19 protein-coding genes and 1 tRNA gene are annotated in these 22,157 nt (G+C 66.9%); 10 read left to right on the top strand and 10 right to left on the bottom strand.

Annotated elements, in window-relative coordinates; genetic code table 11:
- The first annotated feature begins 106 nt into the window (after window positions 1–106).
- The 5 genes from ACFO5X_RS14810 to ACFO5X_RS14790 all read left to right on the top strand — a co-directional run bounded on the left by ACFO5X_RS14810 (window position 107) and on the right by ACFO5X_RS14790 (window position 8,909).
- Window positions 107–2,251 carry a caspase family protein gene (locus tag ACFO5X_RS14810; protein WP_380719514.1) on the top strand — a complete coding sequence of 715 codons (2,145 nt, stop codon included), beginning with the start codon at window positions 107–109 and terminating at the stop codon, window positions 2,249–2,251.
- Window positions 2,252–2,308: 57 nt separating this feature from the next.
- On the top strand, window positions 2,309–3,340 hold the full coding sequence (locus ACFO5X_RS14805; RefSeq protein ID WP_380718244.1) for a serine protease: 1,032 nt from the start codon (window positions 2,309–2,311) through the stop codon (window positions 3,338–3,340).
- On the top strand, window positions 3,327–4,193 hold the full coding sequence (locus tag ACFO5X_RS14800; protein ID WP_380718243.1) for a rhodanese-like domain-containing protein: 867 nt from the start codon (window positions 3,327–3,329) through the stop codon (window positions 4,191–4,193). The genes ACFO5X_RS14805 and ACFO5X_RS14800 overlap by 14 nt, the downstream gene beginning before the upstream one ends.
- Before the next feature lie 5 nt (window positions 4,194–4,198).
- The gene (locus ACFO5X_RS14795; RefSeq protein WP_380718242.1) at window positions 4,199–7,597 is read left to right on the top strand and encodes a CHAT domain-containing tetratricopeptide repeat protein; all 3,399 of its coding nucleotides are present in this window, start codon (window positions 4,199–4,201) and stop codon (window positions 7,595–7,597) included.
- A 259-nt stretch (window positions 7,598–7,856) separates the two neighbouring features.
- Window positions 7,857–8,909, top strand: a complete 1,053-nt coding sequence (locus ACFO5X_RS14790; protein ID WP_380718241.1) for a DUF475 domain-containing protein — start codon at window positions 7,857–7,859, stop codon at window positions 8,907–8,909.
- Window positions 8,910–8,940: 31 nt separating this feature from the next.
- Here the strand turns inward: ACFO5X_RS14790 and ACFO5X_RS14785 are convergent, their stop codons facing one another.
- Genes ACFO5X_RS14785 through ACFO5X_RS14770 form a run of 4 tightly spaced genes read right to left on the bottom strand, consistent with a single transcriptional unit; the run spans window position 8,941 to window position 12,724 of the window.
- Window positions 8,941–9,876, bottom strand: coding sequence for an ornithine cyclodeaminase family protein (locus tag ACFO5X_RS14785; RefSeq protein WP_380718240.1), 936 nt, complete (start codon window positions 9,874–9,876; stop codon window positions 8,941–8,943).
- Complete coding sequence (locus ACFO5X_RS14780) at window positions 9,873–10,388, bottom strand: TRAP transporter small permease (RefSeq protein ID WP_380718239.1); 516 nt, start codon at window positions 10,386–10,388, stop codon at window positions 9,873–9,875. The genes ACFO5X_RS14785 and ACFO5X_RS14780 overlap by 4 nt, the downstream gene beginning before the upstream one ends.
- A complete protein-coding gene (locus ACFO5X_RS14775; protein ID WP_380718238.1) occupies window positions 10,385–11,374 on the bottom strand; it encodes a TRAP transporter substrate-binding protein in 990 nt (329 codons plus the stop codon). Before ACFO5X_RS14775 ends, ACFO5X_RS14780 begins: the two co-directional genes overlap by 4 nt.
- A gap of 30 nt (window positions 11,375–11,404) precedes the next feature.
- Window positions 11,405–12,724 (bottom strand): TRAP transporter large permease, encoded by a 1,320-nt coding sequence (locus tag ACFO5X_RS14770; RefSeq protein ID WP_380718237.1) that lies wholly within the window; start codon window positions 12,722–12,724, stop codon window positions 11,405–11,407.
- A gap of 76 nt (window positions 12,725–12,800) precedes the next feature.
- Here ACFO5X_RS14770 and ACFO5X_RS14765 point away from each other — a divergent pair, with 76 nt between their 5' ends.
- Window positions 12,801–13,430: a helix-turn-helix domain-containing protein gene (locus ACFO5X_RS14765; protein ID WP_380718236.1), complete on the top strand. Its 630-nt coding sequence runs from the start codon at window positions 12,801–12,803 to the stop codon at window positions 13,428–13,430.
- Between the two features lie 2 nt (window positions 13,431–13,432).
- A complete protein-coding gene (locus ACFO5X_RS14760; protein ID WP_380718234.1) occupies window positions 13,433–14,860 on the top strand; it encodes an amidase in 1,428 nt (475 codons plus the stop codon).
- 140 nt (window positions 14,861–15,000) lie between these two features.
- Here ACFO5X_RS14760 and ACFO5X_RS14755 read toward each other — a convergent pair.
- From ACFO5X_RS14755 to ACFO5X_RS14740, 4 genes are all read right to left on the bottom strand, one after another.
- Window positions 15,001–15,077, bottom strand: a tRNA-Arg gene (locus ACFO5X_RS14755).
- Window positions 15,078–15,130: 53 nt separating this feature from the next.
- Window positions 15,131–16,516: a sensor histidine kinase gene (locus ACFO5X_RS14750; RefSeq protein WP_380718233.1), complete on the bottom strand. Its 1,386-nt coding sequence runs from the start codon at window positions 16,514–16,516 to the stop codon at window positions 15,131–15,133.
- A 16-nt stretch (window positions 16,517–16,532) separates the two neighbouring features.
- Window positions 16,533–17,951 (bottom strand): dihydrolipoyl dehydrogenase family protein, encoded by a 1,419-nt coding sequence (locus ACFO5X_RS14745; protein WP_380718232.1) that lies wholly within the window; start codon window positions 17,949–17,951, stop codon window positions 16,533–16,535.
- Window positions 17,952–18,686, bottom strand: coding sequence for a TVP38/TMEM64 family protein (locus ACFO5X_RS14740; protein ID WP_380718231.1), 735 nt, complete (start codon window positions 18,684–18,686; stop codon window positions 17,952–17,954). It abuts the gene before it with no gap.
- A 297-nt stretch (window positions 18,687–18,983) separates the two neighbouring features.
- On the opposite strand from ACFO5X_RS14740, the gene rpmH reads away from it, so the two are divergent.
- The 3 genes from rpmH (at window position 18,984) to yidD (ending at window position 19,792) form a co-directional block, all read left to right on the top strand.
- Window positions 18,984–19,118, top strand: a complete 135-nt coding sequence (gene rpmH / locus ACFO5X_RS14735) for a 50S ribosomal protein L34 (RefSeq protein WP_009574071.1) — start codon at window positions 18,984–18,986, stop codon at window positions 19,116–19,118.
- A gap of 102 nt (window positions 19,119–19,220) precedes the next feature.
- On the top strand, window positions 19,221–19,571 hold the full coding sequence (gene rnpA / locus ACFO5X_RS14730) for a ribonuclease P protein component (RefSeq protein ID WP_380718230.1): 351 nt from the start codon (window positions 19,221–19,223) through the stop codon (window positions 19,569–19,571).
- A complete protein-coding gene (yidD, locus tag ACFO5X_RS14725; RefSeq protein WP_380718229.1) occupies window positions 19,568–19,792 on the top strand; it encodes a membrane protein insertion efficiency factor YidD in 225 nt (74 codons plus the stop codon). Before rnpA ends, yidD begins: the two co-directional genes overlap by 4 nt.
- Before the next feature lie 48 nt (window positions 19,793–19,840).
- On the opposite strand, the gene ACFO5X_RS14720 is transcribed toward yidD, so the two are convergent.
- A complete protein-coding gene (locus tag ACFO5X_RS14720) occupies window positions 19,841–21,004 on the bottom strand; it encodes a leishmanolysin-related zinc metalloendopeptidase (protein ID WP_380718228.1) in 1,164 nt (387 codons plus the stop codon).
- Window positions 21,005–21,158: 154 nt separating this feature from the next.
- A complete protein-coding gene (locus ACFO5X_RS14715; RefSeq protein WP_380718227.1) occupies window positions 21,159–21,872 on the bottom strand; it encodes a VPLPA-CTERM sorting domain-containing protein in 714 nt (237 codons plus the stop codon).
- Between the last annotated feature and the right edge of the window lie 285 nt (window positions 21,873–22,157).

Genomic DNA, 22,157 nt, shown 5'->3' with positions numbered 1-22,157 from the left:
TCGCGGTCTGTGTAAACATCGCCAAGCTCTTTCAATTGCTGGCCGGCTTGTGTCATGATGGGCGCAAGGAATTTTTTATTTTGGCATTCGACCGGGGGTTTGCTTGGTGGTCAGGGTGTGGTGGCCGTCCGTTCTGGCGGTTTGCGTCTGTCTCTTTGCGCAGACTGCGGCAGCCGAGGTGCGCGCGCTGCTGATCGGCGTTTCCGACTACGACAATTCGATCGGCATGGCCGACCTTAAGGGTCCTGCGCATGACGTGCGGTTCCTGCAAGAGGTGATGCGCGGACGCGGTGTCCGTGACATTTCGATCCTGGCGGATGGCGTCGAGGGCGGCGGCGTGCCGACGCGGGCGGCGATCATCAAGGGTTTTGCCGCGCTCGCTGCACGCTCGGTCCCGGGCGATCTGGTGTTCATCTCGATGTCGGGGCACGGCACGCGCCAGCCGGATCAGGACGGTGACGAGACCGACGGGCTGGACGAGGTCTTCCTGCCGGCCGACACCGGGCGGGCCGAGCCGGGGGCGGGGCTGATCCCCAATGCGCTGGTGGATGACGATATCGGACGGATGGTGCGGGCGATCCGCGAGACGGGTGCGGATGTCTGGCTCGTCATGGACAGCTGTCATTCGGGCAGCGGGCTGCGGGCGGCGCCGGACGGGACGGCGGCACGCTATGTCGATCCCGCGCTGCTGGGCGTGAGCGCATCGGCAAGCCGGGTGACCGAGGCGGATACGGTGGAAGAGGACGGGCCAGAGCCGCCGGGCGGCTACCTTGCCTTCTATGCCGCGCGCTCCTCGGAGGTGGCGCGCGAGGTGAGCTTTGCCACCGATGAGGGCGAGGTCTGGTACGGGCTGTTCACCGCCAAGCTTGCGGCGCGGTTGCAGGATGCCGGAGCGATCAGCTATCGCCAGCTGTTCCAAGGCGTGTTGGCCGACATGAACGACACGACAGTGCCCGGAGGCGCGCGGTTGCAGACGCCGCTCTGGGCCGGCACGCTGATTGACGCCACGGTTCTGGGCGGCCGCGATACCGCCGGGCTGCGCCGGTTCGCCGTTCAGGGCAACAGGCTGCGGGCCGGCCGGGTGCATGGGCTGGCGGACGGAACGGTGATGGGGCTGGTGGCCGATCCGGCCGATCCGGCCGACGCCCTGATCGGCACGGCGCAGGTGCAGAAGAGCACGGCCACGACGGCGCGGCTGGTCCCGGTCGCGGCAGACTGTGTGCCGCAGGCGGCCCTGCCCTGCCCCGATTCGGGCAGCCTGCCGCCCGGAGCGCGCTATGCGCAGGTGCTGGCCCGGCCGGTCGATCTGGTGGTGCGGCTGGCCCCACCGCGCGGGATGGACGGGCTGGCGCTGGCACCGGGCGATCCGGCGGCCGTGGCGCTGGAGGCGGCGGTTGCGGCGGTGAATGCCGATGGCGGCACGCGGGTGGAATACGACGCGACGGCTTACGACGTGGAGAGTGTGCTGGCCGAGGGTGCACTGTGGTTCGGACCGCGCGCGCAGATCGGCGGCAGCCCGGTGGGGCTGCAGGTGGCGCCCGAGGTGGCGGCGCTGACGGCGGCGCTGCGGCGAATTCGCAAGGCGGAGGAATTGTCGCGGCTGCTGTCGTCGGTGGCGACCAAGCCCTCGCTGCTTTCGCCCAATCCGGTGAACATCCGCATCGACGTCGCGGCGGCGGATGCGCGCGCGCTGGCGCCGGTCGACGCGGGCGTCGATCCCTACGAGGAATGTGGCGTGGCGATGGAGGGCGCGGCGGCGCCGGTCGCGCTGGCGCCTTCGGCCGATCTCAAGCAGTGCGACGCGCTGACGGTTTCGGCGCAGGGGGCAACGGCGGGGGCGCGGGACGTGAACCGCATCCATATCGACGCGAAATACTGCGTGAACACGGCCTATGAGCGGATCGAGGACACCGCCCGGCCGCGCGCGGTGGGCGATGGGATGATCCTGTGTTCGGACTGTCCCGAAGGCTATGCAGCGGGTGAGGAGCGACTGTTTCTGGTGGTGACTGAGGCGGAGGCGAATGCCGAGGCGCTGAACCTGGAGGGGATGATCGAGACCTGCGCGGGCGCACCGACGCGGGGGGCGGCAGAGGGACAGGTGATCGATTTCCTGACCGGGCTGGCGCAGCGGCCGGGCACGCGCGGGGCCTTCGGGGCGCGGGCGGCGGCCTCGGAGGTCTGGGTGGAGCGGCACGACTGGCGGGTTCTGCCCAAGCCCGAAGCCTTTGCCCGGGCAGGAATTGCGAAGTGATGTGATTTGAATGACGAACTGGGAGAACGACCGATGAGATTTCGAAGGATGTTTGGGATGGCTCTGGCCGGCGCGTTGGCGCCCTTGGCGGTGTCGGCGCAGCAGACCAGTCTGGCTGCCGTGGCAGTGCCCACCGGGGGAGACGAGGTGCTGGTGAAGGCCTATGTGATGGGCCTCAAAGAGCAAGCGGGCGCGATCGAGGCCGACACGGCGGCGCGGATCTTTGGCGGACGCGCGGCGCAGACTGGGGCTTGGCCCGCGCAGGTTTCGCTGCATGATGCCAACAAGGCGGGCGAAGGCACGCCCGAGGCGCGGTTCCAGTCGCAGTTCTGCGGCGGCTCTCTGATCGCGCGGCAATGGGTGCTGACGGCGGCGCATTGCCTGGTCAAGCCGGACGGATCACCAACACAGGCGGCGGATGTGCTGGTGCATACCAGCGCCGTCGATGTGCGCGAGGGCGATTACCGCCCGGTGGCACGGGTGATCGTGCACGAGGACTACGACCCCAAGCGGATCGACAACGATGTGGCGCTGGTGCAACTGGCCGAGCCGATACAGCAGGCCTCGGGGCCGGTGGGCGCGATTTCCATCGCGCCGCAGGGGACAGAGGTGCCGGCCGGTCCGGCTATGGTGATCGGCTGGGGCATGATGGAGGACGGCAAGTTCCCCTATCAGCTGATGGAGACCGATATCGACATCGTTCCGAATGCGACCTGCAACGCTGGAATGGCCGAGCAGACCAAGCGGGACATGGGAGGCTTTCTGCTGGGGGTCGGACAGGCCAACGGCATTCCGATGGAGAACCTGGAGCAGGCCTATGCGATCCTGACCAAGGAGATCGGACCGGCGCTGAGCCCGGGCATGATCTGCGCGGGCACGCCTTCGGGGCAGCGCACGATGTGCAATGGCGACAGCGGCGGGCCGCTGATGGTGAAGCAGCAGAACGGCCAGTGGCTCCAGGTTGGGATCGTCAGCTGGAACCGGTCGCCCATCGGAGCGAAGTCGGCCTGCGGGCATGAGAGCCTGTATGGCGTCTATACCCGGATACCGGCCTATTTCGACTGGATCGCACGCCATGTCCGGGGTTAGCGCCATGTTCATGCGGTCGGTTTTCTGTGTGGTCGCGGCTCTGACCGCTTCGGCGGCGGGCGCGCAGAGCGGGTTCGGCGGATCCTTCGATAGCGGTGGCCAGGCACCTGCACCTGTGCAGCAACAGCCGGTGCCCGCGCCGGGGGGTGGCGGGTTCGGCGGGTCGTTCGATGGCCAGCCGACGGCGCCGGTGCAATTGCCGCCCCAAGGGCAGGCCCCGGCGCCGGGAGGGGACAACTTTGGCGGGACCTTCGGGACCGACGAGCAGCCGGGGGTGACGCAACAGCCGCAGCCTTACCAGCAACCGCAGCCGCCGGTGGTCAATGTGCAGCCGCAACCGCAGCCACAACCCTATCAGCAACAGCCGCAGCCGAATACCGGCGGCGTCGATCCGCAGATCTTTGCCTTTGAATCCCGCGACTTCGGGGTGCAGCCCACCAACCTGTTGCGACAGGGACAGATGCATGCGCCGACGCCGACGGCGATACCGGGGGCCAATGCGGTGTCGACGGCCGCGCTGGCCGGGGCCATTGCCTCGGGGCAGCAGATGGTGCTCATCGACGTGCTGGGCGGGCAATACAGCCTGCCGCGGGCGCTGATGGCGCCGGCCTTGGCCTCGCCCGGGAACTTCCAGGACCGCACGCAGCAGCAGGCGAGCCAGTGGCTGAACCAGATCACCGGCGGGCGGCGCGATCTGCCCATCGTGATCTATTGTTCGGACCCGCATTGCTGGCTGAGCTACAACGCAACCCTGCGCGTGGTGAATGCCGGGTTCGCCAACGTCTACTGGTATCGCGGCGGCATCACCGCCTGGCAGATGGCGGGGTTGCAGGTCGTGCCATCGGGGATGTGAGGCGCATGCGCCGGGTCCTCGCCCTCGTCCTGGCGCTGTCCTGCGCCGGGACCGCAGATGCCGAGACCCTGGCCGAGGTCAACAGCCGCGCCCAGGCCGCCTTTTCCGCCGGCGACGCCGAAGGCGCCCGGAAGATCGCCGCAGAGGCGGTGGAACTCGCACGCGCGCCAGACGGCGCCTCCGACCTCGCCGCCTGGTCCACCGCGCTGTCCAATGCCGCCTTCCTCACCTCCACCACCGGGGGCGACATGGCCGCGGCCGAGGCGCTCTGGCGCGAGGTGATCGCCGCCCAGGACGCCGCCGGGTCGACCACAGTCGAGGCGCTGCTGGCCCGCATGCAACTGGCCAACCACCTCTCCCGCCAGGGCCGAACCGAAGAGGCGGTGGAGCTGTTCCGCTCTGCCCTGCCTATGGCGCGGGGCACCCAGTGGCACGGTCAGGCCGCAAAGATGGTCGCCGACGCGCTCTACGCGGCCGGCGACTACACCGGCTTCGCGCTCGCCTTCGAAGAGGTGATCGCAGTCGCTCCCGAGCTGATCCGCCCGGTCTACGGCCAGTATTACGGTCGCCTCGGCCAGCAGGTGACCGCGCTGGAAGAGCAGGAGAAATGGACCGAAGTCGCCCCCCTTCTGGAGGCGCAGCTGACCATCCTGCGCACCTTCTACGACCTCGACGACCGCGACACCGCGATCCGCAACCTGATGTTCAACCGCTATTTCGCGCTGAGCCAGATCGGCGACTACGCCCGCGCCCGCACCCAACTGCTGGCGTGGAAGTCCTTCGGCACCCTGACCGAGCCCGAGCGCGCCTTCGTGGAAGAGCGCATGGCCCTCGCCCTGCCGCTGGCAGAGGGCGGCAACATCGACACCCTGGACCGCCTCGAAACGGTGCGCGAGGCGCTGTTCTTCGCCAGCGCCTTCGACAGCGGGGCGGACCCGCGCATCGGTCTGGCCCTGCGCACCCTGGCCGGCGCCGAAGCCTATTTCGGCCAGACCGCGGCCGCCATCCGCTCGCTCGAAGTCGGCGCTTCGATCCTGGAGCAAACCGAGGCGGGCCGCCGCCAGGTTTTCCTCCTCTACGAGGATCTGGCGTGGGCCCTCGCCCTCAACAGCGAATACGCCCGCGCCGATCTGGTCTATGCCAAGGCAGACGCCGCCCGCGAGGTGGCCCTGGCCCAAGAGCCGGACCCCGAAACCCCCGAAGAACGCGCGCTCCGCCTGGTGAACCGGGCCCGCTTCTACGAATGGACCGGCCGCGAAGAGCTGGCCCGGGCCGAGATCGACAAGGCGCAGACCGCCCTCGGCACCGCGTCGGATTTCCGCGCCCAGCTGGTGCGCACCCAGATCGCCGACATGGCGCTGGCCTCGGGCGCGACCGCGGACACCGGGCCGCTGCAAACCGCCATCGCCGCCCTGCGCGAGGTGGCCCCGCCCGACAACGCCGATTACAGCATGGCGCTGTCCAATGCCGCCGACACGCTGATGGTCGCAGGAGAGCGCAAAGCGGCTCGGCGGCTGCTCAGCGAAGCGGTCGAGATCAACCGCACCGCCCTGCCCGACGTCGTGCCCCAGGCCCTGCACACCCGCGGCTTCCTCGCGCGGGTCGAGATGATCGAGGGCGACCGCGCCGGCGCCACCGCAGAGCTGCGCCGCGTCGTGGCGGCCCGCAAATCGCCGGTCTACCGCGACGACCTCGCCGCCGCGGCGCCGGATTTCGAACAATTCGCCTGGCTGCTGATCGACCGGCCCGACCGGACGGCCGCCGGGGTGGCCGAGGCCTTCGAGGCGCTGCAATGGACGCAGGTGACGAGATCGGCTGAGGCGACCGCGCTGCTGGAAGCGCGGCTGGCGGTGGACGATCCCGCGCGAGGCGCCCTGCTGCGGCAGCGGCAGGACCTTGCCGAGGCCCATGCGGGGCTGGCCGCGCGGCTGTCGCGGGCTCAGGCGGCGGGACAAGACACCGGCGCATTGGCTGAAGAGATTGCCGCGGTGGCGGCAGAGATGGCCGGGGTCGACAGCCGGCTGGACGCTCTGGGACTGGATGCGCTGGGGCTTGGGAGTATCGAACCGCTGCCGCTGGCCGAGGTCCAGGCCCTGCTGGCGCCGGACGAGATGTTGGTGACCTTCCTCTTGCCAGGGCTTACGCCGGGGCGGATCGCCGGGCTGGAGGGGCCGGCGAACCATGTGATCGGGGTGACGCGCGACGGTGTGCATATCGCCCGCATGGGCGAGGCGAGCCGGGGCGCGCTGAACCGGCGAATTCAGGCCTTCCGCTGCGACGTGGCGGTCAGCGATCCGGGCTGCCGGGGTGGCGGGGCGGCGGGCCTGCGCGGCGCGATGGCGGCAAGCGGACCGAAACCACGGGCGGAAGATCATTTCAATGTGGCGGCGGCCCATGCACTGTTTGCCGATCTGTTCGGGGACCTTGCGGACGAGATGGCGGACTATCCCCATCTGATCATCGCGCCGCCGCCGGATCTGCTGCGCCTGCCGTTCGAGGCGCTGCCGGTGTCGGCCGAGTGGTCGGGCGGGCTGGCCGATGTCCACTGGCTGATCCGGGATCATGCGATTTCGGTTCTGCCGGCGATCTACAGCCTGCGGGCGTTGCGGGCGCAGGACCGGCTGCCACGGCGGATGGAACACATGGTGGGCTTTGGCGATCCGGTGATCGGCCATGCGCCGCCGGCCCGTTGCGGCGATATCGCGGTGGCCGCGCTGCGGGCCGCGCCGTCGGGCGGCGCCGTGCTGCACGCTGCGGCGGCACGCGCGGTGCCGCTGGCGGATGTGACCTGGCTGGCCGCCCTGCCCCGGCTGCCGGATTCGGTCTGCGAGTTGGAGGCGATCCGAGATGCCTTTGGCGGCGCCGGCGACCTGGTGCTGGGCGATGCGGCGACCGAGACTCGGGTCAAGGCGATGGATGCGGAGGGCTTCTTGCGCGGGGCCGACGTGCTGGTCTTTGCCACGCACGGGCTGACGGCGGGCGAGACGGGCGCCACCGCGCCGGGGCTGGTTCTGACACCGCCGGCAGTTGCGACGTTGGAAGACGACGGGCTGCTGACCGCCGGGGAGATCGCGGGGCTGGATCTGGATGCGCAGCTGGTCGTTCTCTCGGCCTGCAATACCGCCGCCGGCGGGGATACCGGCCAGGATGGGCTGTCGGGTCTGGCACGGGCCTTCTTTCAGGCGGGCGCGCGCAATCTGCTGGTGACGCATTGGGCTGTCTATTCCGAGGCGGCGGTGGATGTGACAACGGGGCTGTTCACCGCGCTGGACCGCGACCCCGGGCTGCGGTTCTCCGAAGCGCTGCGGCGCTCGGTGCTGGACATTCTGGACGACCCTGGCCGTCCGGCGCTGCACCATCATCCGTCCTATTGGGCGGCTTTCGCACTGGTGGGCGCGGAGTGAGGTGGCGTGCGGCGCCAGTGCTGCGCCTTGCAGTTTGGAAATGGGGACCCTAGGTTCTGGCCCATCCTGATCCGGCCGCTTCGGCGATTCGGGTTGGCGGCGACCGGGCCCCTCTGGCAAGAGTTGTGCGGCACTCTTGCGATGTCGGCGCAGACCAAGGGAAAAGCCGCAGACGGCATAACTTTATGATTTCGTTGAATTCCTGCGGCCCGGGGCGGCCGCTTTCGGCGTGTGCGCAGGTGCAGACGTGACGGGCGGCGTGGCTGGGCAGAGGACGATTGCGTCGTATTTCGCATGGGCCTTTGTGGTGACCGCCGCGGGGCTTGGGCTGGGCGCCTGGCTGGGCTGGACGATGACCGGAACGCTGGGCGGCACGATGTCGGTGCTGTTCATCGTCGCAGTGCTGTCGGTGTTGGAGATTTCGCTGTCCTTCGACAACGCCATCGTCAACGCCAACAAGCTCAAGACCATGTCGCCGCTCTGGCAGCGGCGGTTCCTGACCTGGGGCATCCTGATCGCGGTTTTCGGAATGCGCATCGTGTTTCCGGTGCTGATCGTGGTGATCGCCGGGAAGGTGGGCCCGATTGAAGCGCTGGTTCTGGCGGCATCGCAACCGGACCGCTATGCCGAGATCATGAAGGGGGCGCATCTGCCGATTGCGGCCTTTGGTGGCACCTTCCTGATGATGGTGGCGCTGAACTTCTTCTTCGATCACGAGAAGGAGGTGCATTGGGTGCGGCAGCTGGAAAGCTGGGCGGCGCGGTATTCCTCGGTTCGGGGGATCGAGATCGCCATCGTTCTGGCAATCCTGGTCGGATGTTCGAACCTGCAGGCGCCGGCCGATGTGCCGGTGTTCCTGAAAGCCGGCGTCTGGGGCCTGCTGACCTTCCTTGCGGTCGAGGTTCTGGGCCAGGTGCTGGACCGCAAGCAGGCGGCGACCGCCGCCGCCGCACAGGGCGGGCTCGGCGCGTTTCTCTATCTCGAGGTGCTGGATGCCTCGTTCTCGTTCGACGGGGTGATCGGGGCCTTTGCGTTGTCGCAGAACCTGTTCGTCATCGCCATCGGCCTGGGCGTGGGCGCGATGTATGTCCGTTCGATGACCGTGATGCTGGTGGAGAAGCGCACGCTGGCGCATTACCAGTATCTGGAGCACGGGGCGTTCTATGCGATCCTGATCCTTTCGGTGATCATGTATGCGCAATCGCTGTATCACATCCCCGAAGTTCTGACCGGGCTGGGCGGCGCCTGCCTGATCGGGCTGGCCTTCTGGTCATCGGTGCGCTGGAACCGGAAGAACGGCGCGCAGGGCTGAGGCTTGCGGCTGACCGCGCTGTCGTTCGCGGTCAGCCCAGCGCCCGGGCGATGTGCCAGCCGGCGGCCAGATCCTGGGCGATGAGGCCGTGCGACTTGTAGGCGGTGATCTGGTCGACCTCCGTCCTGCCCTGCGCGTCGCCCGCCAGAACCGCGCCGATTTCGTGCAGCGGATAGTCATCCGCGATGGCGCCGGATGCCCTGGCACCGAGGATTTCGCCGGACTCGCGGCCGGAGCTTTCCAGCGAGTCGGTGAACATCGTGAGGCGCGCCACCCCGGCATCGTCGATTTCACGCGAGTCCGCCAGGCTGGCGCCGACGAGGTTGATGTGCTGCCCCGGCTCGAGCAGCGCTCCTGCGAGGAAGGGCGCGCGGGCCGAGGTGGTGGTGGTGACGACATCGGCCCCACGGATCGCCACGGCGAGGTCCTCGACAACCTGGATCGCGGCCTCGGGGAAATGGCTGGCCAGAGTGCGCGCCGCTTCGGGTCGGCGGGCCCAGAGGCGGATCTCTTCCGGCGCGAAGCATTCCAGCACGCCGCGCAGGTGCCATTCGGCCTGTTCGCCTGCACCGCAGATGGTGAAGACCAGCGGCGCGGGCCGGGCCAATACACGGGTGGCCAACATGGAAACGGCGGCGGTGCGCAGAGCGGTCAGGGCGTCGGCCTCGATGGCGGCAACCGGCTGGCCCAGAGCGCTTTCGAACAGCAGGACAAAGCCCTGATGGCTGGACAAGCCGTGGCGCGCCGCATCGGGATAGAGGCTGAGCACCTTGACGCCATGGACCGCCGGCGTTCGCAGGGCGCCATACATCAGGCCCATGCGCCCGGCGTCATTGATCGGGATGGCGAAGCGGGGCGGATGCAGGGCGTTACCGGCCGAGACGTCGCGCATCGTCTGCTCCATCACCGGAACGAGTTCGGCGACGGAGATGCGGCCGAGCACCTGCGGGGCGGTGATGACCTTCATTCGGGAATGCCTTTCGGGGGCGCGAAGGGGCCGGTCACCCGGGCCGCGCAATGTGTCAGGATGACGAGACAGGTGATCGGGATCACCGCCCCGACCAGCGCCATGTTGAGGCCGAGCCCCGGAGAGCTGCGACCAGCGCCGCGCCAGAGGAAGCCGCGTTCGATGTTCCATCCGGGACCGAAGAGGGAATAGTGCAGCATCGGCAGCAGGAAGATCACGACGGCCAGCGCGAGCATCCCCCGCGCGAGCCTCTGCAGCCCTGGCGAGGACTGCGCGTGAACCGAGAGAATGACCGGGTCCAGCCCGCGCCGGAAGGCGCAGGTGGCCCCGAGCAGGCCGCTCCAGATCATCAGGTAGCGGGCCAGTTCCTCGGTCCAGGCGAAGGGGCTGCGCAGGCCATATCGGACAGCCACCTGGAGCAGGATCGTGAGCGCGATGCCGATCAGCCCGGCCTTGGCCAGCGCGAGACAGACCCTGTCGAGCCCCGCGCTCAGCCGTTCGATGCGGTTCATTCCTTCGAAGCGTCGGCGAGGGCCTGCATGTCGGCGACCGAGCCTTCGGGCATCAGCGTGTCCCAGGCCTCCTGGCTGCGGCGTTTGAATTCGGCCAGAGCTTCGGGCGTGGGAGTGACCACGGTGACGCCGGCCTTTTCGAGCATTCCGAGTTCGGCCTTTTCGGCCGCGAAAGTCCATTCGCGGTTCTTGGCGTTGGCGGCCGCGATGGCATCATCGACGGTCTTCTTCTCGGCCTCGCCCAGACCGTCGTACCAGTCGGCCGACATCAGCGCGGCGCGGAAGGGCGTACCGGCGCGGAGGTCGGTGAAATGGGTGAGGAACTCGGTGTGCTTGAAGATCAGCGGCACGGCGGGCGGGTTGAAGTAGCCATCGACGATTCCCTGCTGCACGGCGCCCGCGAATTCCGGCATGTCGACGACGACACCCTGGGTGCCCCAGGCCTCGAACAGCTTGACCTGATTGGCGTCAATCGCGCGCAGGCGCAGGTCGGCAAGGTCGTCGACCGAGGTGACGTCCTTCTTGGAGTTGAACAGGCCCATCTGCCCGCCGAGGCCGGGCAGCCCGGCAACCTTTATGCCCTGCGCCTCCATTTTCTCGCGGATGCCATCCAGCAGCGGGCTGTCCACGTCCTGCGTGGCGCGGAAGAACTGGCGCGAATTCTCGAAGACATAGGGGGCGAGGAAGCCGATGATGCGGGGATCGACCTGGGCGATCATCACGAAGTTGGTGACCCCGAACTGCAGCAGACCCTGCGACAGCTGGTCGACGATTTCGGGGTCCTTGCCGAGGCTTGCGCCGGCAAAGACGGTGGCCTCCATCCCGCCCTCGCGCAGGGCGGCGGCGAAGTCCTCGGCATAGACCCAGTCGGCACAGGCCGGGACGGCCGGGCACTGGACCGCGATGCGGACTTCCTCAGCGGCGGCGGGGGACGCCAGCGCGAGGCCGAGGGCGATTGCGGAGGCGGTCTTGGGCAAGTCAAACATGTCTATCTCCCTTTGGATTGAGTTTGTTGTTCAATTTACGAGGCCCAGAAGGCGGGGCAGTGCCAGAGTCAGGTCGGGGACGAGGATCAGCAGCACGAGCAGGACGACCTGCACCGCGAGAAAGGGCAGGATGGCCAAGGACAGGCGCAGATAGGTGGTGCCGCTGGCGGCCGAGATGACCATCAGAATACCGCCGAAGGGTGGCGAGATCAGGCCCAGCGTGAGATTGAGGCAGCTGACCACGCCGACGTGCACCGGATCGGCCCCCGCAGCAATGGCGGCAGGGATCAGCACGGGCACCATGAGCACCAGCGCCATGGTCACGTCCATCACCATGCCGGCGGCGAACATGATGGCGCTGGCGAGGAGGAAATAGGTGGTGGCGCTGAGGTCGAGATTGGTGACCGTTGCGGCAATCGCCTCGGGCAGGCGCATGATGCCGATGAGATAGCCGAAGATGGCGGCGGCGAAGAGGATCATGAAGATCGAGCCGGTCAGCATCAGGGCACTTTCCACAGCGCGCGATCCTTCGGAGAACAGGTGGCGCAGGGCGTTGGCCGGGCGGTCACGCTCCATCAGGCGATAGGCGAAGACCAAGACGGCGGTGATCGCGACGGCCAGCGCCGCAGCCTCGGTCGGGGTGACGACGCCGAAGACGATGCCGCCGACGATGACGACGGGAATCAGCAGGGCAGGAAGCGCGCGGGCAATGGTCGGACGCACAGGCGGCAGTACGACCCCTGCCCCGCCGGGGTGATCCTCGCGCCGGGCGCACCAGGCGTTGTAGGCGAACAGGAACAGCGCCATCAGCAGGCCGGGCACGATGCCGCCCGCGAACATGGCCGCGACCGAGACGTTCATCAGCGCGCCGTAGAAGATCATCACGATGGAGGGCGGGATGATCGGGCCGATTACGCAGCTGGCAGCGGTGAGCGCGGCGGCGAAGTCCAGGCGATAGCCGCGGTCGACCATCGCCGGCACGAGGGTCTTGGTGGTGGCGGCCGCATCTGCAACGGCGGACCCCGAAATACCGGCGAGGAACACCGACGCGGCGATGTTCACGTATCCCAGCCCGCCCTTCATGCGGCCGACGATCAGCATGGCGAGGTCGATCAGGGCGCCGGTCACGCCGCCCCGGGTCATCATCTCTCCGGCCAGGATGAACAGCGGCATGGAGAGGAAGGTGAACACGTCGATCTGGCTGAAGATGCGCTGGGGCATGATCGCGAGGTAATTGCCGTAGCCGCTGGCCAGGAAGGCAAGCACGGCGGCCGAGCCAGCGACATAGCTGATCGCCACCCCGCCGGCGATGGCGAGCGCGACAAACGCCGTGATGAGACCGAAGGCCATGGACAAGCTCCTTGCCGCGATCGTCACTTTCGTATACGCAATATGTCAAGCGATAAATTTCCAATGGGAAATATTGATGATCCGAAAGACGGAAGACGAAAGCACGCTGGATGCGCTGAGCGCCTTCGGAGAAAAGGTGCGGACCCTGCGGCGTGGGAAGGGGCTGACGCTGCAACAAGTGGCTGATCGGGCTGGCATGGCTAGTTCGACCATCTCGAAGATCGAGAATTCAAACCTGTCGCCCACTTTCGACGGATTGCTGAAACTGGCGCGCGGGCTGGAGGTGGATCTGTCGACCCTGCTGGACGGCGACCAGACCGCCGCAAAGAAGCCGGTTCAGGTGATGGGCCGCCTGGACGTGACGCGAGCGGCCGAGAGGGTGGGCTATGACGCGGCGACCTATATCTACGAACCGCTGGCGATGGGGCTTAAGCAGAAGTTGATCGACGCGACTGTGGTCGTGGTGAAGGCGCGGGATGTCACGGAGTTCGAGCATCTGGTTTCGCATCCCGGCGAGGAGCTGGTCTTTGTCCTGACGGGTGCGGTGGAGCTGCACTCGGATCTCTATGCGCCGATCCGCCTCGAAGCCGGCGACAGCGCCTATTACGACGCCGGCATGGGGCATGCGCTGATCTCGGTCTCGGACGAGGACGCTACGCTTCTGAATATCGTGACCGGCGGCGGCGGGCTGCCTCTGGAGGACTGAACATGCTGACGCGCGAGGAATGGATCGGGCTGGACCTGGTGGGGCTTGCCGATCTGGCGGGCCGGGGCGAGGTGAGCCCGCGCGAGGTGCTTGAGACGGCAATTCGCGAGATCGAGGCGCAGAACCCGCGCGTCAACGCGGTGGTCGTTACGCACTTCGAAGAGGCGCTGGACGCGCTGGACGCGCGGGTGGCGCAGGGGGACCAGCCGCGATTCCTGGGAATGCCCTATCTGATCAAGGACCTGCACGCGCCGGTGCGGGGGTTGCCACTTTCCAACGGTTCGGAACGGTTCAAGGGCGCGGTTTTCGATTTCGATTCGACACTGGTCGGGCGGCTGCGCGCGGCGGGGTTCGGATTTCTGGGGCGCAGCGCCTCGCCCGAGTTCGGGCTCACGATGGAGACCGACAGCGCGGCCTGGGGCCTGACGCGCAATCCCTGGGACCCGGATCGGGGCGCGGGCGGGTCGAGCGGGGGCGCCGGTGCCGCCGTGGCCAGCGGGATGATGCCCGCAGCCCATGCAACAGACAGCGCCGGGTCGATCCGAATTCCGGCGGCCTTCAACGGGCTGGTCGGGTTCAAGCCGAGCCGGGCGCTGAATCCCTTCGGGCCGCACCGGGGCGACCCCAATCACGGGATCAGTCACGAACATGCGGTCACGGTCAGCGTGCGCGACAGTGCCGCGATTCTTGACGTGACGTCCGGACCTGACACGGGAGCACCCTATTTCACGGCAAAGCCCTCCGAGCCCTTCGAAAGACTGATCAAACGGGCGCCAGGCAAGCTGCGGATCGGGCTGGTGACCACGCGGTTCGACGGAAAGCCGGTCGATCCGACCTGTGCAGAAGCTGCCAGGATGACCGGCGCCCTGCTGGAGGGGCTTGGGCATGAGGTAGAGGAGGCGATGCCCGCGTTCGACGTTCACGCATTGACCGATGCGATGATCCGCGTGCTGCTGGCTTCCCTGGCCGGGCTCTATCCCGGCGCCGGCGATCTGGGCGAAGCGGAGCTGGCCGGGCTGGAGCCGATGACCCGCGCTGCACTGCGTTACTCGCGAAGCGTGTCCCTCTCTGATCACCTGATGCGGACAGCGGTGATCAACCGCGAGGTGCGACGCCTGGCGGCCTACTTCCAACGGTTCGATCTGATGGTCACGCCGGCCACAGCGACACCCCCGTTGCCGCACAAGTCGCTGCCGATGACCTCGACCGACCTGGACGGCTTCCTGACTCGTCTGTTCGAGCTGAGCCCCTTCTCGGCTCCGTTCAATGCCAGTGGCCTCCCTGCCGTCGTGCTGCCGGTTCACCACACGCCGGAGGGGCTGCCGGTGGGATCGCAGATCGTCGGGCGGCTGGGGGAGGACGCGCTGGTATTGCAGGCTGCGAGGCAGATCGAGATCGCCAAACCTTTCAGGGTGCGTCCGCTGGCCTGAGCCCTGGGCGCGTTGGTTGGTCGCTCTCACGATCGCGCGCCGCGTTTGTGCCCGCCCGGTCAGGCGGTGTGGGCTATCGACACGCTATGAGCGGAAAGGAAAGGGCCTGGAGGCGGCACCCTCCAAGCCCTTGAAATCAGTGGCGGACCGAGGAGGATTCGAACCCCCGACCCCTTGATTCGTAGTCAAGTACTCTATCCAGCTGAGCTATCGGTCCACTGAGGGCTGCATGTAGACAAGCCTTCGGAGCAATGCAAGAGCGGTTTCGCACTAAATCGTGCCATCGTCTTTCGGCAGGGTGATGCGGAAGCGCGTGCCGGTGGAATCCGAGTGTTCGAGGTCGAGCGTTCCGCCGTGGCCGCGGATCAGTTCGGCTGCTATGACGAGGCCAAGGCCCGAGCCGCCCTTGCGGGTGCCGCCCTGGAAGGCCTTGAAGAGATGCTCGCGGGCCTTGGGGGGAAGGCCGGGGCCGGTGTCGGCGACGGTGATGGTCCAGGCCTTGTCGCCCTCACGGGCCGAGACGGTAACGGTTCCCGGCTGGCCCGTGGCGGCGATAGCCTGGCCCGAGTTGCGCACGAGGTTCAGAATCACGCGGAACAGCTGCTCGGGGTCGGCGCGCAGGGTCAGGTCGGGCGGGATGTCGCAGGCGAGTGTCACCGCGCCTTCGGGATAGGTGATGCTTTCGCTGTCGAGCACGTCCTGCGCCACGCTGATCAGGCGCACCATGGTCAACGTCGGGGCCGGCTCTTCCGCGCGCCCGAAGGCAAGGGTGCTTTCGCACAGCGATACGGCGCGGGTGATCGAATTGACCAGTTTGGGCGCCATGCGGCGCACCAGCGGGTCTTCGCTGGTCTCGATGCGGTCGGTGAAGAGCTGGGCCGAGGTGAGGATGTTGCGCAGGTCGTGACTGACCCGGGCCACCGCACCGCCAAGCTGGGCCAGGCGCTCTTTCTGCTTGAGAGCGTGGGTGAGTTCGGTCTGGAGCGAGGAAAGTGCCTCTTCCGCCTCGCGCAGCTCGCGCAGGACGGCGTGCGGCCGGATGATGCTGCGCGCATCTTCTGGCGCGGCGGCATAGCGCTTCATGTTGCCGACCACGCCCTTGATGGGCGTGACCAGGAAGACGCGGACGGCGATGAACAGCAGGATGGCGGTGAAGATCGAGATCACCGCCGAGAGAACGAGGATGCGCAGGCCATAATCGACCATGGCGGTGCGCAGCGGTTTCGTCTCCATGGTGATCTCGATCAGAAGGCCGGCGTCGCGGACCGGGGCGCCGATGACGCGGATGATCCGGTTGTCGGCGACGAAGAGCTGGGTCAGCGCGTCGCCGATCAGGGTCAGCGGCCCGGAAGCGCGCAGATCGTAGGTTTCGGCGACCGGTTTCGGGATCGGCGATGAGAGCATGAGCTGGCGCACCTCGTCCCGGCGCAGCACGACGTTGAAGACCTCGGCGTTCTGCAGCAGTTCGCGTTCGAGATCGACTTCGAGCATGTCGTCGGCGAGCAGCGCCAGCGATGCGATCTGGGCGCGTTCGAGATGGTCGCGGAGGTAGTCTTCGCGGAAACGGGCAATGGAGGGCACGAAGATCAGCACCTCGGCCAGCATGACGAAGACCGTGGTCAGAATAAGAAAGCGCCCTGAGAGCGTGTTCAGCATATGCCCTGTCCGAAAGTCAGGGCAGCCAACGTTGGATCAGCCCGACCGTTATCCTCACCAGACGGTTATCAAACAGTCGGGGCGAGAAATAGGCCCCCGCGGCGCGTTTGTTGATTTCCGCCAATGTGGGATAGGGCGCTACCATGCCGGCAATGGCGCTCATCTTCAGGCGCGACGAGATGGCGAGCGACCAGAGCGCGATGGCCTCGCCCGCCTGCGGACCGACGATCGAGACGCCGACCGGGCGGCCGCGCACGACCATCACCTTGATCAGCCCCCTGCCCTTGCGCTCGGCCACGGCGCGGTCGTTGTCGGCGTATTCGAAGCGGGCGATCTCCAGCCGGTCGCCGTGGCGGTCGCGGGCCTCGGCCTCGGTCAAGCCGATCTGGGCGAGTTCGGGGTCTGTATAGGTGGCCCAGGGAATGTGAGCGGTCGCGGCTTTTGAGGGCAGCCCGAAGAGCATGGAGCGGATCACGACGCCGGCGTGGTAGCCCGCGACATGGGTGAACTGCATGCCGCCGGCCACGTCGCCGATGGCGTAGACGCGGCGGTTGGTGGTGCGCAGGCCGGCATCGACACGGATGCCGGTCTTGGTGGTCTCGATGCCTGCCGCGTCGAGGTTCAGGTTTTCGACGTTTGACTTGCGGCCGACCGCCACCAGCAGATGCGAGCCGTCGAAGCGCCGCCCGTCCTTCGTCATCACGCAGATGCCCGTCTCGGTTTTCGCCACTTCTGACACCTGGGCGTCTTCCGCGATCTCGACGCCCTCGGCGCGCAGGGCGCCCAGCACCACGGCGGCGGTTTCGGGGTCTTCCTTGCCCAGCGCCCGGGCGCCTTCGATCACCGTGACCTTGCAGCCGAGGCGGACATGGGCCTGGGCCATTTCCATCCCGATCGGCCCCCCGCCGATGATCAGCAGGTGGGCGGGCTTCCCACGCGGCTGGAACAGAGTCTCGTTGGTCAGATAGTCGACAGTGTCGAGACCGCGGATCGGCGGGACCAGGGGACGAGAGCCGGTGGCGATGACAACGCGCCGGGCGGTGATGACATGCGGGCCGGCCTGCACCTCGGTTGGCGAGATGAAGTGGCCGAATGCGCGGATGACCCGGACGCCGAGCGACTCGAACCTCTCCTGGCTGTCGACCGGGGCAATCCGCGCGATGACCTCGCCGACATGGGCCATGACGGCGCTGTAGTCGACCTGAGGCGTCACGGGCGCTATGCCGAAAACCCCGGAGGTGCGCTGGGCCTGCGCGGCCCTGGCGGCCGCCAGCAGCGCCTTGGAGGGCACGCAGCCATAGTTCAGGCAGTCGCCGCCCATCTCGGCCCCTTCCAGCAGCACGACCGAGGCGCCCATCTGGACCGCCCCTGCCGCCACCGAGAGGCCGCCGGAGCCAGCGCCGATCACCAGCACGTCTGTCTTGATCCGCTCCATTCAGTCCTCCTTGCCGGCCCGAAAGGCGCGCAGGACCAGCGGCAGGGCGGCCAGCGCGCAGAGCCCCAGGATCGGTGCGATCACCTGCGGCGTCCAGAGCAGCGAGAGGTCCGGGGTCTCGCCACGGTCGAAAACCTCGCCCAGGCCGACGCCAATGGAGGTGAAGACTATCGCGCCAGGAACGATGCCGACCGCGGTCGTCCAGAGGAAGGTGCCAAAGCGCACGCCGACGAGGGCGGGCAACAGGTTGGCCACGAAGAAGGGAACCGCCGGCACGAGGCGCAGGAGAAGCAGGACCGAGACCTGGCTTTCGCGCAGGCCATCCCGAATACGGGCGATACGCCCCTCGGTGGCGTCGAGACGCGCGGAGAGCGCCGCGCCCAGGCCCAAGCGGGCGGCCAGGAAGATCGCGGCCGCGCCGATGGTGGCCGCGAGTATGTTCAGCGCCGCGCCAAGCGCCAGCCCGAAGAGGAATCCGCCAGTGACCGAGGCCACGGCTGCGCCCGGCAGCGAAAAGGCGACAATGGCGACGTAGGCGGCAACAAAGGCCAGCGCCATGCCGGCGAGATGCGACTCGCGGAAGGCGAGCAGCTCTTCGCGATTCTCGCGCAATGTCTCGAAGCTGATGAATTCCCGCAGGGTGACGAATCCGACAAGGGCCACCAGCAGAATCACCGCCAGTGGCACATGGCGCATCCATCCGCCGGTCTGTTCGCTTGGCTCGGTGTCGCGCATGTGCCGCCTGTGCAGTTGTCTTTCTTCCTTACCGAGAATATTGCCGGGCAACAGCAGACGAGCGACGGATCACGCCGCCTTGATCGCGGTTTGGGGTTTCGTGAACTTATCGCGCCGTCCGGAGCGGGTTCGAACGGGTCTGCATCCCGACACCGGGCAAATGTTTCACCGGATGGGCAAAAAACCCGGTCCGCAGGGTTTGACTTGGGCGACAAGGCACAGTAGAGACCGGGCCTCTAATACCACGGTCCACGCGATTCCACGTCTTGGTCCGCCCCGAAAAGCTGGAGAAGCGCGATGAAACGCACCTATCAACCGTCGAACCTGGTCCGCAAGCGCCGCCATGGGTTCCGTGCCCGCATGGCCACCAAGGCCGGCCGGAAGATTCTGAACGCCCGTCGCGCACGTGGCCGCAAGTCGCTCTGCGCGTAAGGCGCACAGCGCAGGTCGCACAGCGATGACACCGCCGGGGACTCCCGTGACTGGCCTTGCCAGCGCGGGCTGTTTGCACCCGGCGGTTTTTGCGTTGCTCCTATGACCGTGCCTTACACAGTTCTGAAAAAGCGCGGCGATTTCCTGGCCGCAGCACGGGCGCGCCGTCAGGCGATGCCGGCTTTCACGCTTCAGGCCCGCGCGCGGGCCGAAGACGACGGCGCAGGGATGCGCGTGGGGTTCACCTGTTCCAAGAAGGTCGGCAACGCAGTCGCCCGCAACCGGGCCAAGCGGCGCCTGCGCGAGATCGCGCGGCTGGTGCTGCCGGACGCCGGGCAAACCGGTTGGGACTATGTGCTGATCGGCCGTCCGTCGGCCACCGCGACGCGGGATTTCGTTGCGATGCAGGACGACCTGCGCCGGGCCTTGACGGCCTGCCACGCACCGCGATGAGCCCGCTGGCCCACGTTCTCGCCCTGCCCGTTCGCGCCTATCGCCTGCTGCTCAGTCCCTGGATCGGCCACAGCTGCCGGTTTCAACCGACCTGCTCGGCCTATGCGCTGGAAGCGCTGGAGCGGCATGGCGCGTTGAAGGGCGGCTGGCTGGCGGCCCGGCGGATCGCGCGGTGCAATCCCTGGGGCGGATCGGGCTACGATCCGGTGCCGCCGAAATGACAAGGGCACCCAAACGGGCGCCCTTTCGACCTTGAATGGCAATAAGCCTCAGGCGATTTCGTAGACCGACGGGTTGAAGATTGTCTGATAGCCCATGTCCTGAAGGGCCCCGATGGTCATGTCGGAGACGACATTGCCGGCAGTGCTTTGCGAGCCCGTCATGATTTCGGACTTGAAGATGATCTCGTCCCAATGCTTGCCCGCGGTGGAACTGCCGCCGTCCATTTCGATCGGAACGCCCATATCGGCGTATTTGTCGTTTGCTGCGATCGAGGCGTAGACGTTCTTGTAGGCGAGCGTCGCGTTTTCGCCGGTAAAGCGCAGCTGTCCGTCCGGCGAGGTCGTCGTCAGGCCCATCGCGCTCCAGGTCAGCCCGAAGCCAAGCGCGTGCAGGATTTCGTGAAAGGCGAAGTCATCGACGAGGTTATAGGCCTCCATCGTGCCGATGTCGGCAGAGTCGAGCTTGAGATAGCCGTCGCTGGCAAGCAGGCTGTCGGAGCGCAGCGCGGTATAGCCGCCCTTGCCGAAATAGTTGCCAGCCCCGTCGATGGCCGTCATCTGCGCGCTGATCCGCACGTCGTCGATGCCATTCGTCGCGGGCAGATCGCCGATGATGATGTCGCTGATCATCTCGGCGGCCTGCATGACCGACTGCATCTGGCTTTGCGTCCAGGTGCCGACCCAGTTGATGGCGATGTTGAAGCCACCGGGCGTGTCGAGGCCGCTGATGAAATCGGCAGATGTGGTGGGGGCGGTGTCGGTTCCGCCCGTGTCCGTGCCGCCCGTACCAGTCCCGCCCGTGCCGGTGTCGGTGCTGCCGGTGTCCGTGCCGCCCGTGTCCGTTCCGGTGCCACCGGTATCTGTGCCGGTGTCCGGCGTGGTGTTCTTTACCTTGCCGTGGCCCTTGCCGCCGGTGCCGGAGTCGATCGGGTCGGTTCCACCGGAGGTCTCCTTGCCGCCCGACCAGCTGGGCTTGGCTCCGCCTTCCATGCTGTCGTCGTCGATCACCGGATCATCGACCGGAACCGAGGGCGTGCCGCCCTGGTCGGAGTCGTGATATCCGAGCAGCTCTGCCACCTTGAGCAGGGCCTTCTCCGACGCCTTGCTTTTCTCGCCGAAAAAACCGGCGATCAGGTCCGCGTCGAAATTGTCTGGAAGAAGATTGCTGATTGCCCGCTCGTGCAGACCCGCAAACACACCGTGTTTTGCCATATCCTGTCCCGATTGCCTGTCGTCGCCCATCCGGCGATCTTGCTATGGTTCGGCTATGGCAGAAAAAAGGCGCCCGTGTGGACGCCTTTTGTCTTTTCATGCTGATTTGAGCAATCTGTCGCCGCCCCCGAGGGCGCGGGCGGCGGCGAAACGCTCAGGCAGCCTTGCGGCGGCGGGCGATGTAGCCGGTAAGGCCGAGCGCGCCGATCAGAAGCGGGAGCGAGGCCGGAACCGGAACCGGGTCGATGCCCGAACCACCGTCGCCGCAGTCGTCGCCCTTGCAGCCGCCGGCGACATAGCTTTCGCTTTCGCCACCGTTATGCGATTGCACGTGCAGGCCAAGACGCAGGCTGCCGTCCTTCAGATCAGAGATCACATCGGCAAAGCTGGTGCCGTTCGTGTAGGTCAGCTTGAACTGCACGAATTCATTGATGCCGACGCCATTCGCAGCCGACGGATTGTTTGCCGCAGCCTTCAGACCGCCGGTACCGTCGAAGGTCGGATTGGCGGTATTGCCCGAAGGCAGGTTCGGCGGGGTGACGCCGGTCGTCTTCCAGCTCACGACGCTGTTATTCAGCCCGTTCGAGCTGCTGTTGATCGAAATGGCATTGAAAAGACCGCCATTGTCGTCCCAGTAAGCCTCTGAAATAGCGAAAGAGGTCAAGGCGCTCCCGCTGATGCCGGAGATCTTGAACAGCGCGCTGGTGGTGTTGTCGATCACGTCGATGACGATCTGACTTACCGCGCTGAAGTTCGTGTTGTTGGTAATCTTCGTCAGAGTCATCTGCGCCGCGTTTGCCGCGCCTCCGACCATGAAGCACGCTGCCGCTGTCGCGGCGAATGCGATGCCCCGGATACTCCCAATCATCTTATTTTCCCCAAGTCAAAAGGATCATAGTTACGCTGCTAGCTGTCGTCAGTTGGCTCGCATTGGACAATATTTTGCCTTATTCTGCAGGAATACACAAAGCCTTTCGCGACAGAATGCCGTTCCAGCCACAAATACAACTATGAGCTGTGCTCCGCACTCACAGGGACGACCCCACGCTGATTTGGGCATTGGGCCCGGTGGAAAATTCCCACCTTTCGATCAAACTGTCCTCGAAGCAGCGACAATACCGGGGTCGAAAAAGTGCGGTTTTCGCGCATTTTT

The sequence above is a fragment of the Seohaeicola nanhaiensis genome, assembly GCF_042654245.1.
GTDB lineage: Bacteria > Pseudomonadota > Alphaproteobacteria > Rhodobacterales > Rhodobacteraceae > Seohaeicola_A > Seohaeicola_A nanhaiensis.
Note: the sequence above shows the minus strand (reverse complement) of the source record. Positions and strands in the feature narration are given on the sequence as shown.

What these genes read in the sequence shown, in the direction of transcription:
- ACFO5X_RS14805 (WP_380718244.1), top strand. Translation starts at nt 2,309, where the DNA reads ATGGCTCTGGCCGGCGCGTTGGCGCCCTTGGCGGTGTCGGCGCAGCAG.
- ACFO5X_RS14800 (WP_380718243.1), top strand. Translation starts at nt 3,327, where the DNA reads ATGTCCGGGGTTAGCGCCATGTTCATGCGGTCGGTTTTCTGTGTGGTC.
- ACFO5X_RS14795 (WP_380718242.1), top strand. Translation starts at nt 4,199, where the DNA reads ATGCGCCGGGTCCTCGCCCTCGTCCTGGCGCTGTCCTGCGCCGGGACC.
- ACFO5X_RS14785 (WP_380718240.1), bottom strand. Translation starts at nt 9,876, where the DNA reads ATGAAGGTCATCACCGCCCCGCAGGTGCTCGGCCGCATCTCCGTCGCC.
- ACFO5X_RS14780 (WP_380718239.1), bottom strand. Translation starts at nt 10,388, where the DNA reads ATGAACCGCATCGAACGGCTGAGCGCGGGGCTCGACAGGGTCTGTCTC.
- ACFO5X_RS14775 (WP_380718238.1), bottom strand. Translation starts at nt 11,374, where the DNA reads ATGTTTGACTTGCCCAAGACCGCCTCCGCAATCGCCCTCGGCCTCGCG.
- ACFO5X_RS14770 (WP_380718237.1), bottom strand. Translation starts at nt 12,724, where the DNA reads ATGGCCTTCGGTCTCATCACGGCGTTTGTCGCGCTCGCCATCGCCGGC.
- ACFO5X_RS14765 (WP_380718236.1), top strand. Translation starts at nt 12,801, where the DNA reads ATGATCCGAAAGACGGAAGACGAAAGCACGCTGGATGCGCTGAGCGCC.
- ACFO5X_RS14760 (WP_380718234.1), top strand. Translation starts at nt 13,433, where the DNA reads ATGCTGACGCGCGAGGAATGGATCGGGCTGGACCTGGTGGGGCTTGCC.
- ACFO5X_RS14750 (WP_380718233.1), bottom strand. Translation starts at nt 16,516, where the DNA reads ATGCTGAACACGCTCTCAGGGCGCTTTCTTATTCTGACCACGGTCTTC.
- ACFO5X_RS14745 (WP_380718232.1), bottom strand. Translation starts at nt 17,951, where the DNA reads ATGGAGCGGATCAAGACAGACGTGCTGGTGATCGGCGCTGGCTCCGGC.
- ACFO5X_RS14740 (WP_380718231.1), bottom strand. Translation starts at nt 18,686, where the DNA reads ATGCGCGACACCGAGCCAAGCGAACAGACCGGCGGATGGATGCGCCAT.
- rpmH (WP_009574071.1), top strand. Translation starts at nt 18,984, where the DNA reads ATGAAACGCACCTATCAACCGTCGAACCTGGTCCGCAAGCGCCGCCAT.
- rnpA (WP_380718230.1), top strand. Translation starts at nt 19,221, where the DNA reads ATGACCGTGCCTTACACAGTTCTGAAAAAGCGCGGCGATTTCCTGGCC.
- yidD (WP_380718229.1), top strand. Translation starts at nt 19,568, where the DNA reads ATGAGCCCGCTGGCCCACGTTCTCGCCCTGCCCGTTCGCGCCTATCGC.
- ACFO5X_RS14720 (WP_380718228.1), bottom strand. Translation starts at nt 21,004, where the DNA reads ATGGCAAAACACGGTGTGTTTGCGGGTCTGCACGAGCGGGCAATCAGC.
- ACFO5X_RS14715 (WP_380718227.1), bottom strand. Translation starts at nt 21,872, where the DNA reads ATGATTGGGAGTATCCGGGGCATCGCATTCGCCGCGACAGCGGCAGCG.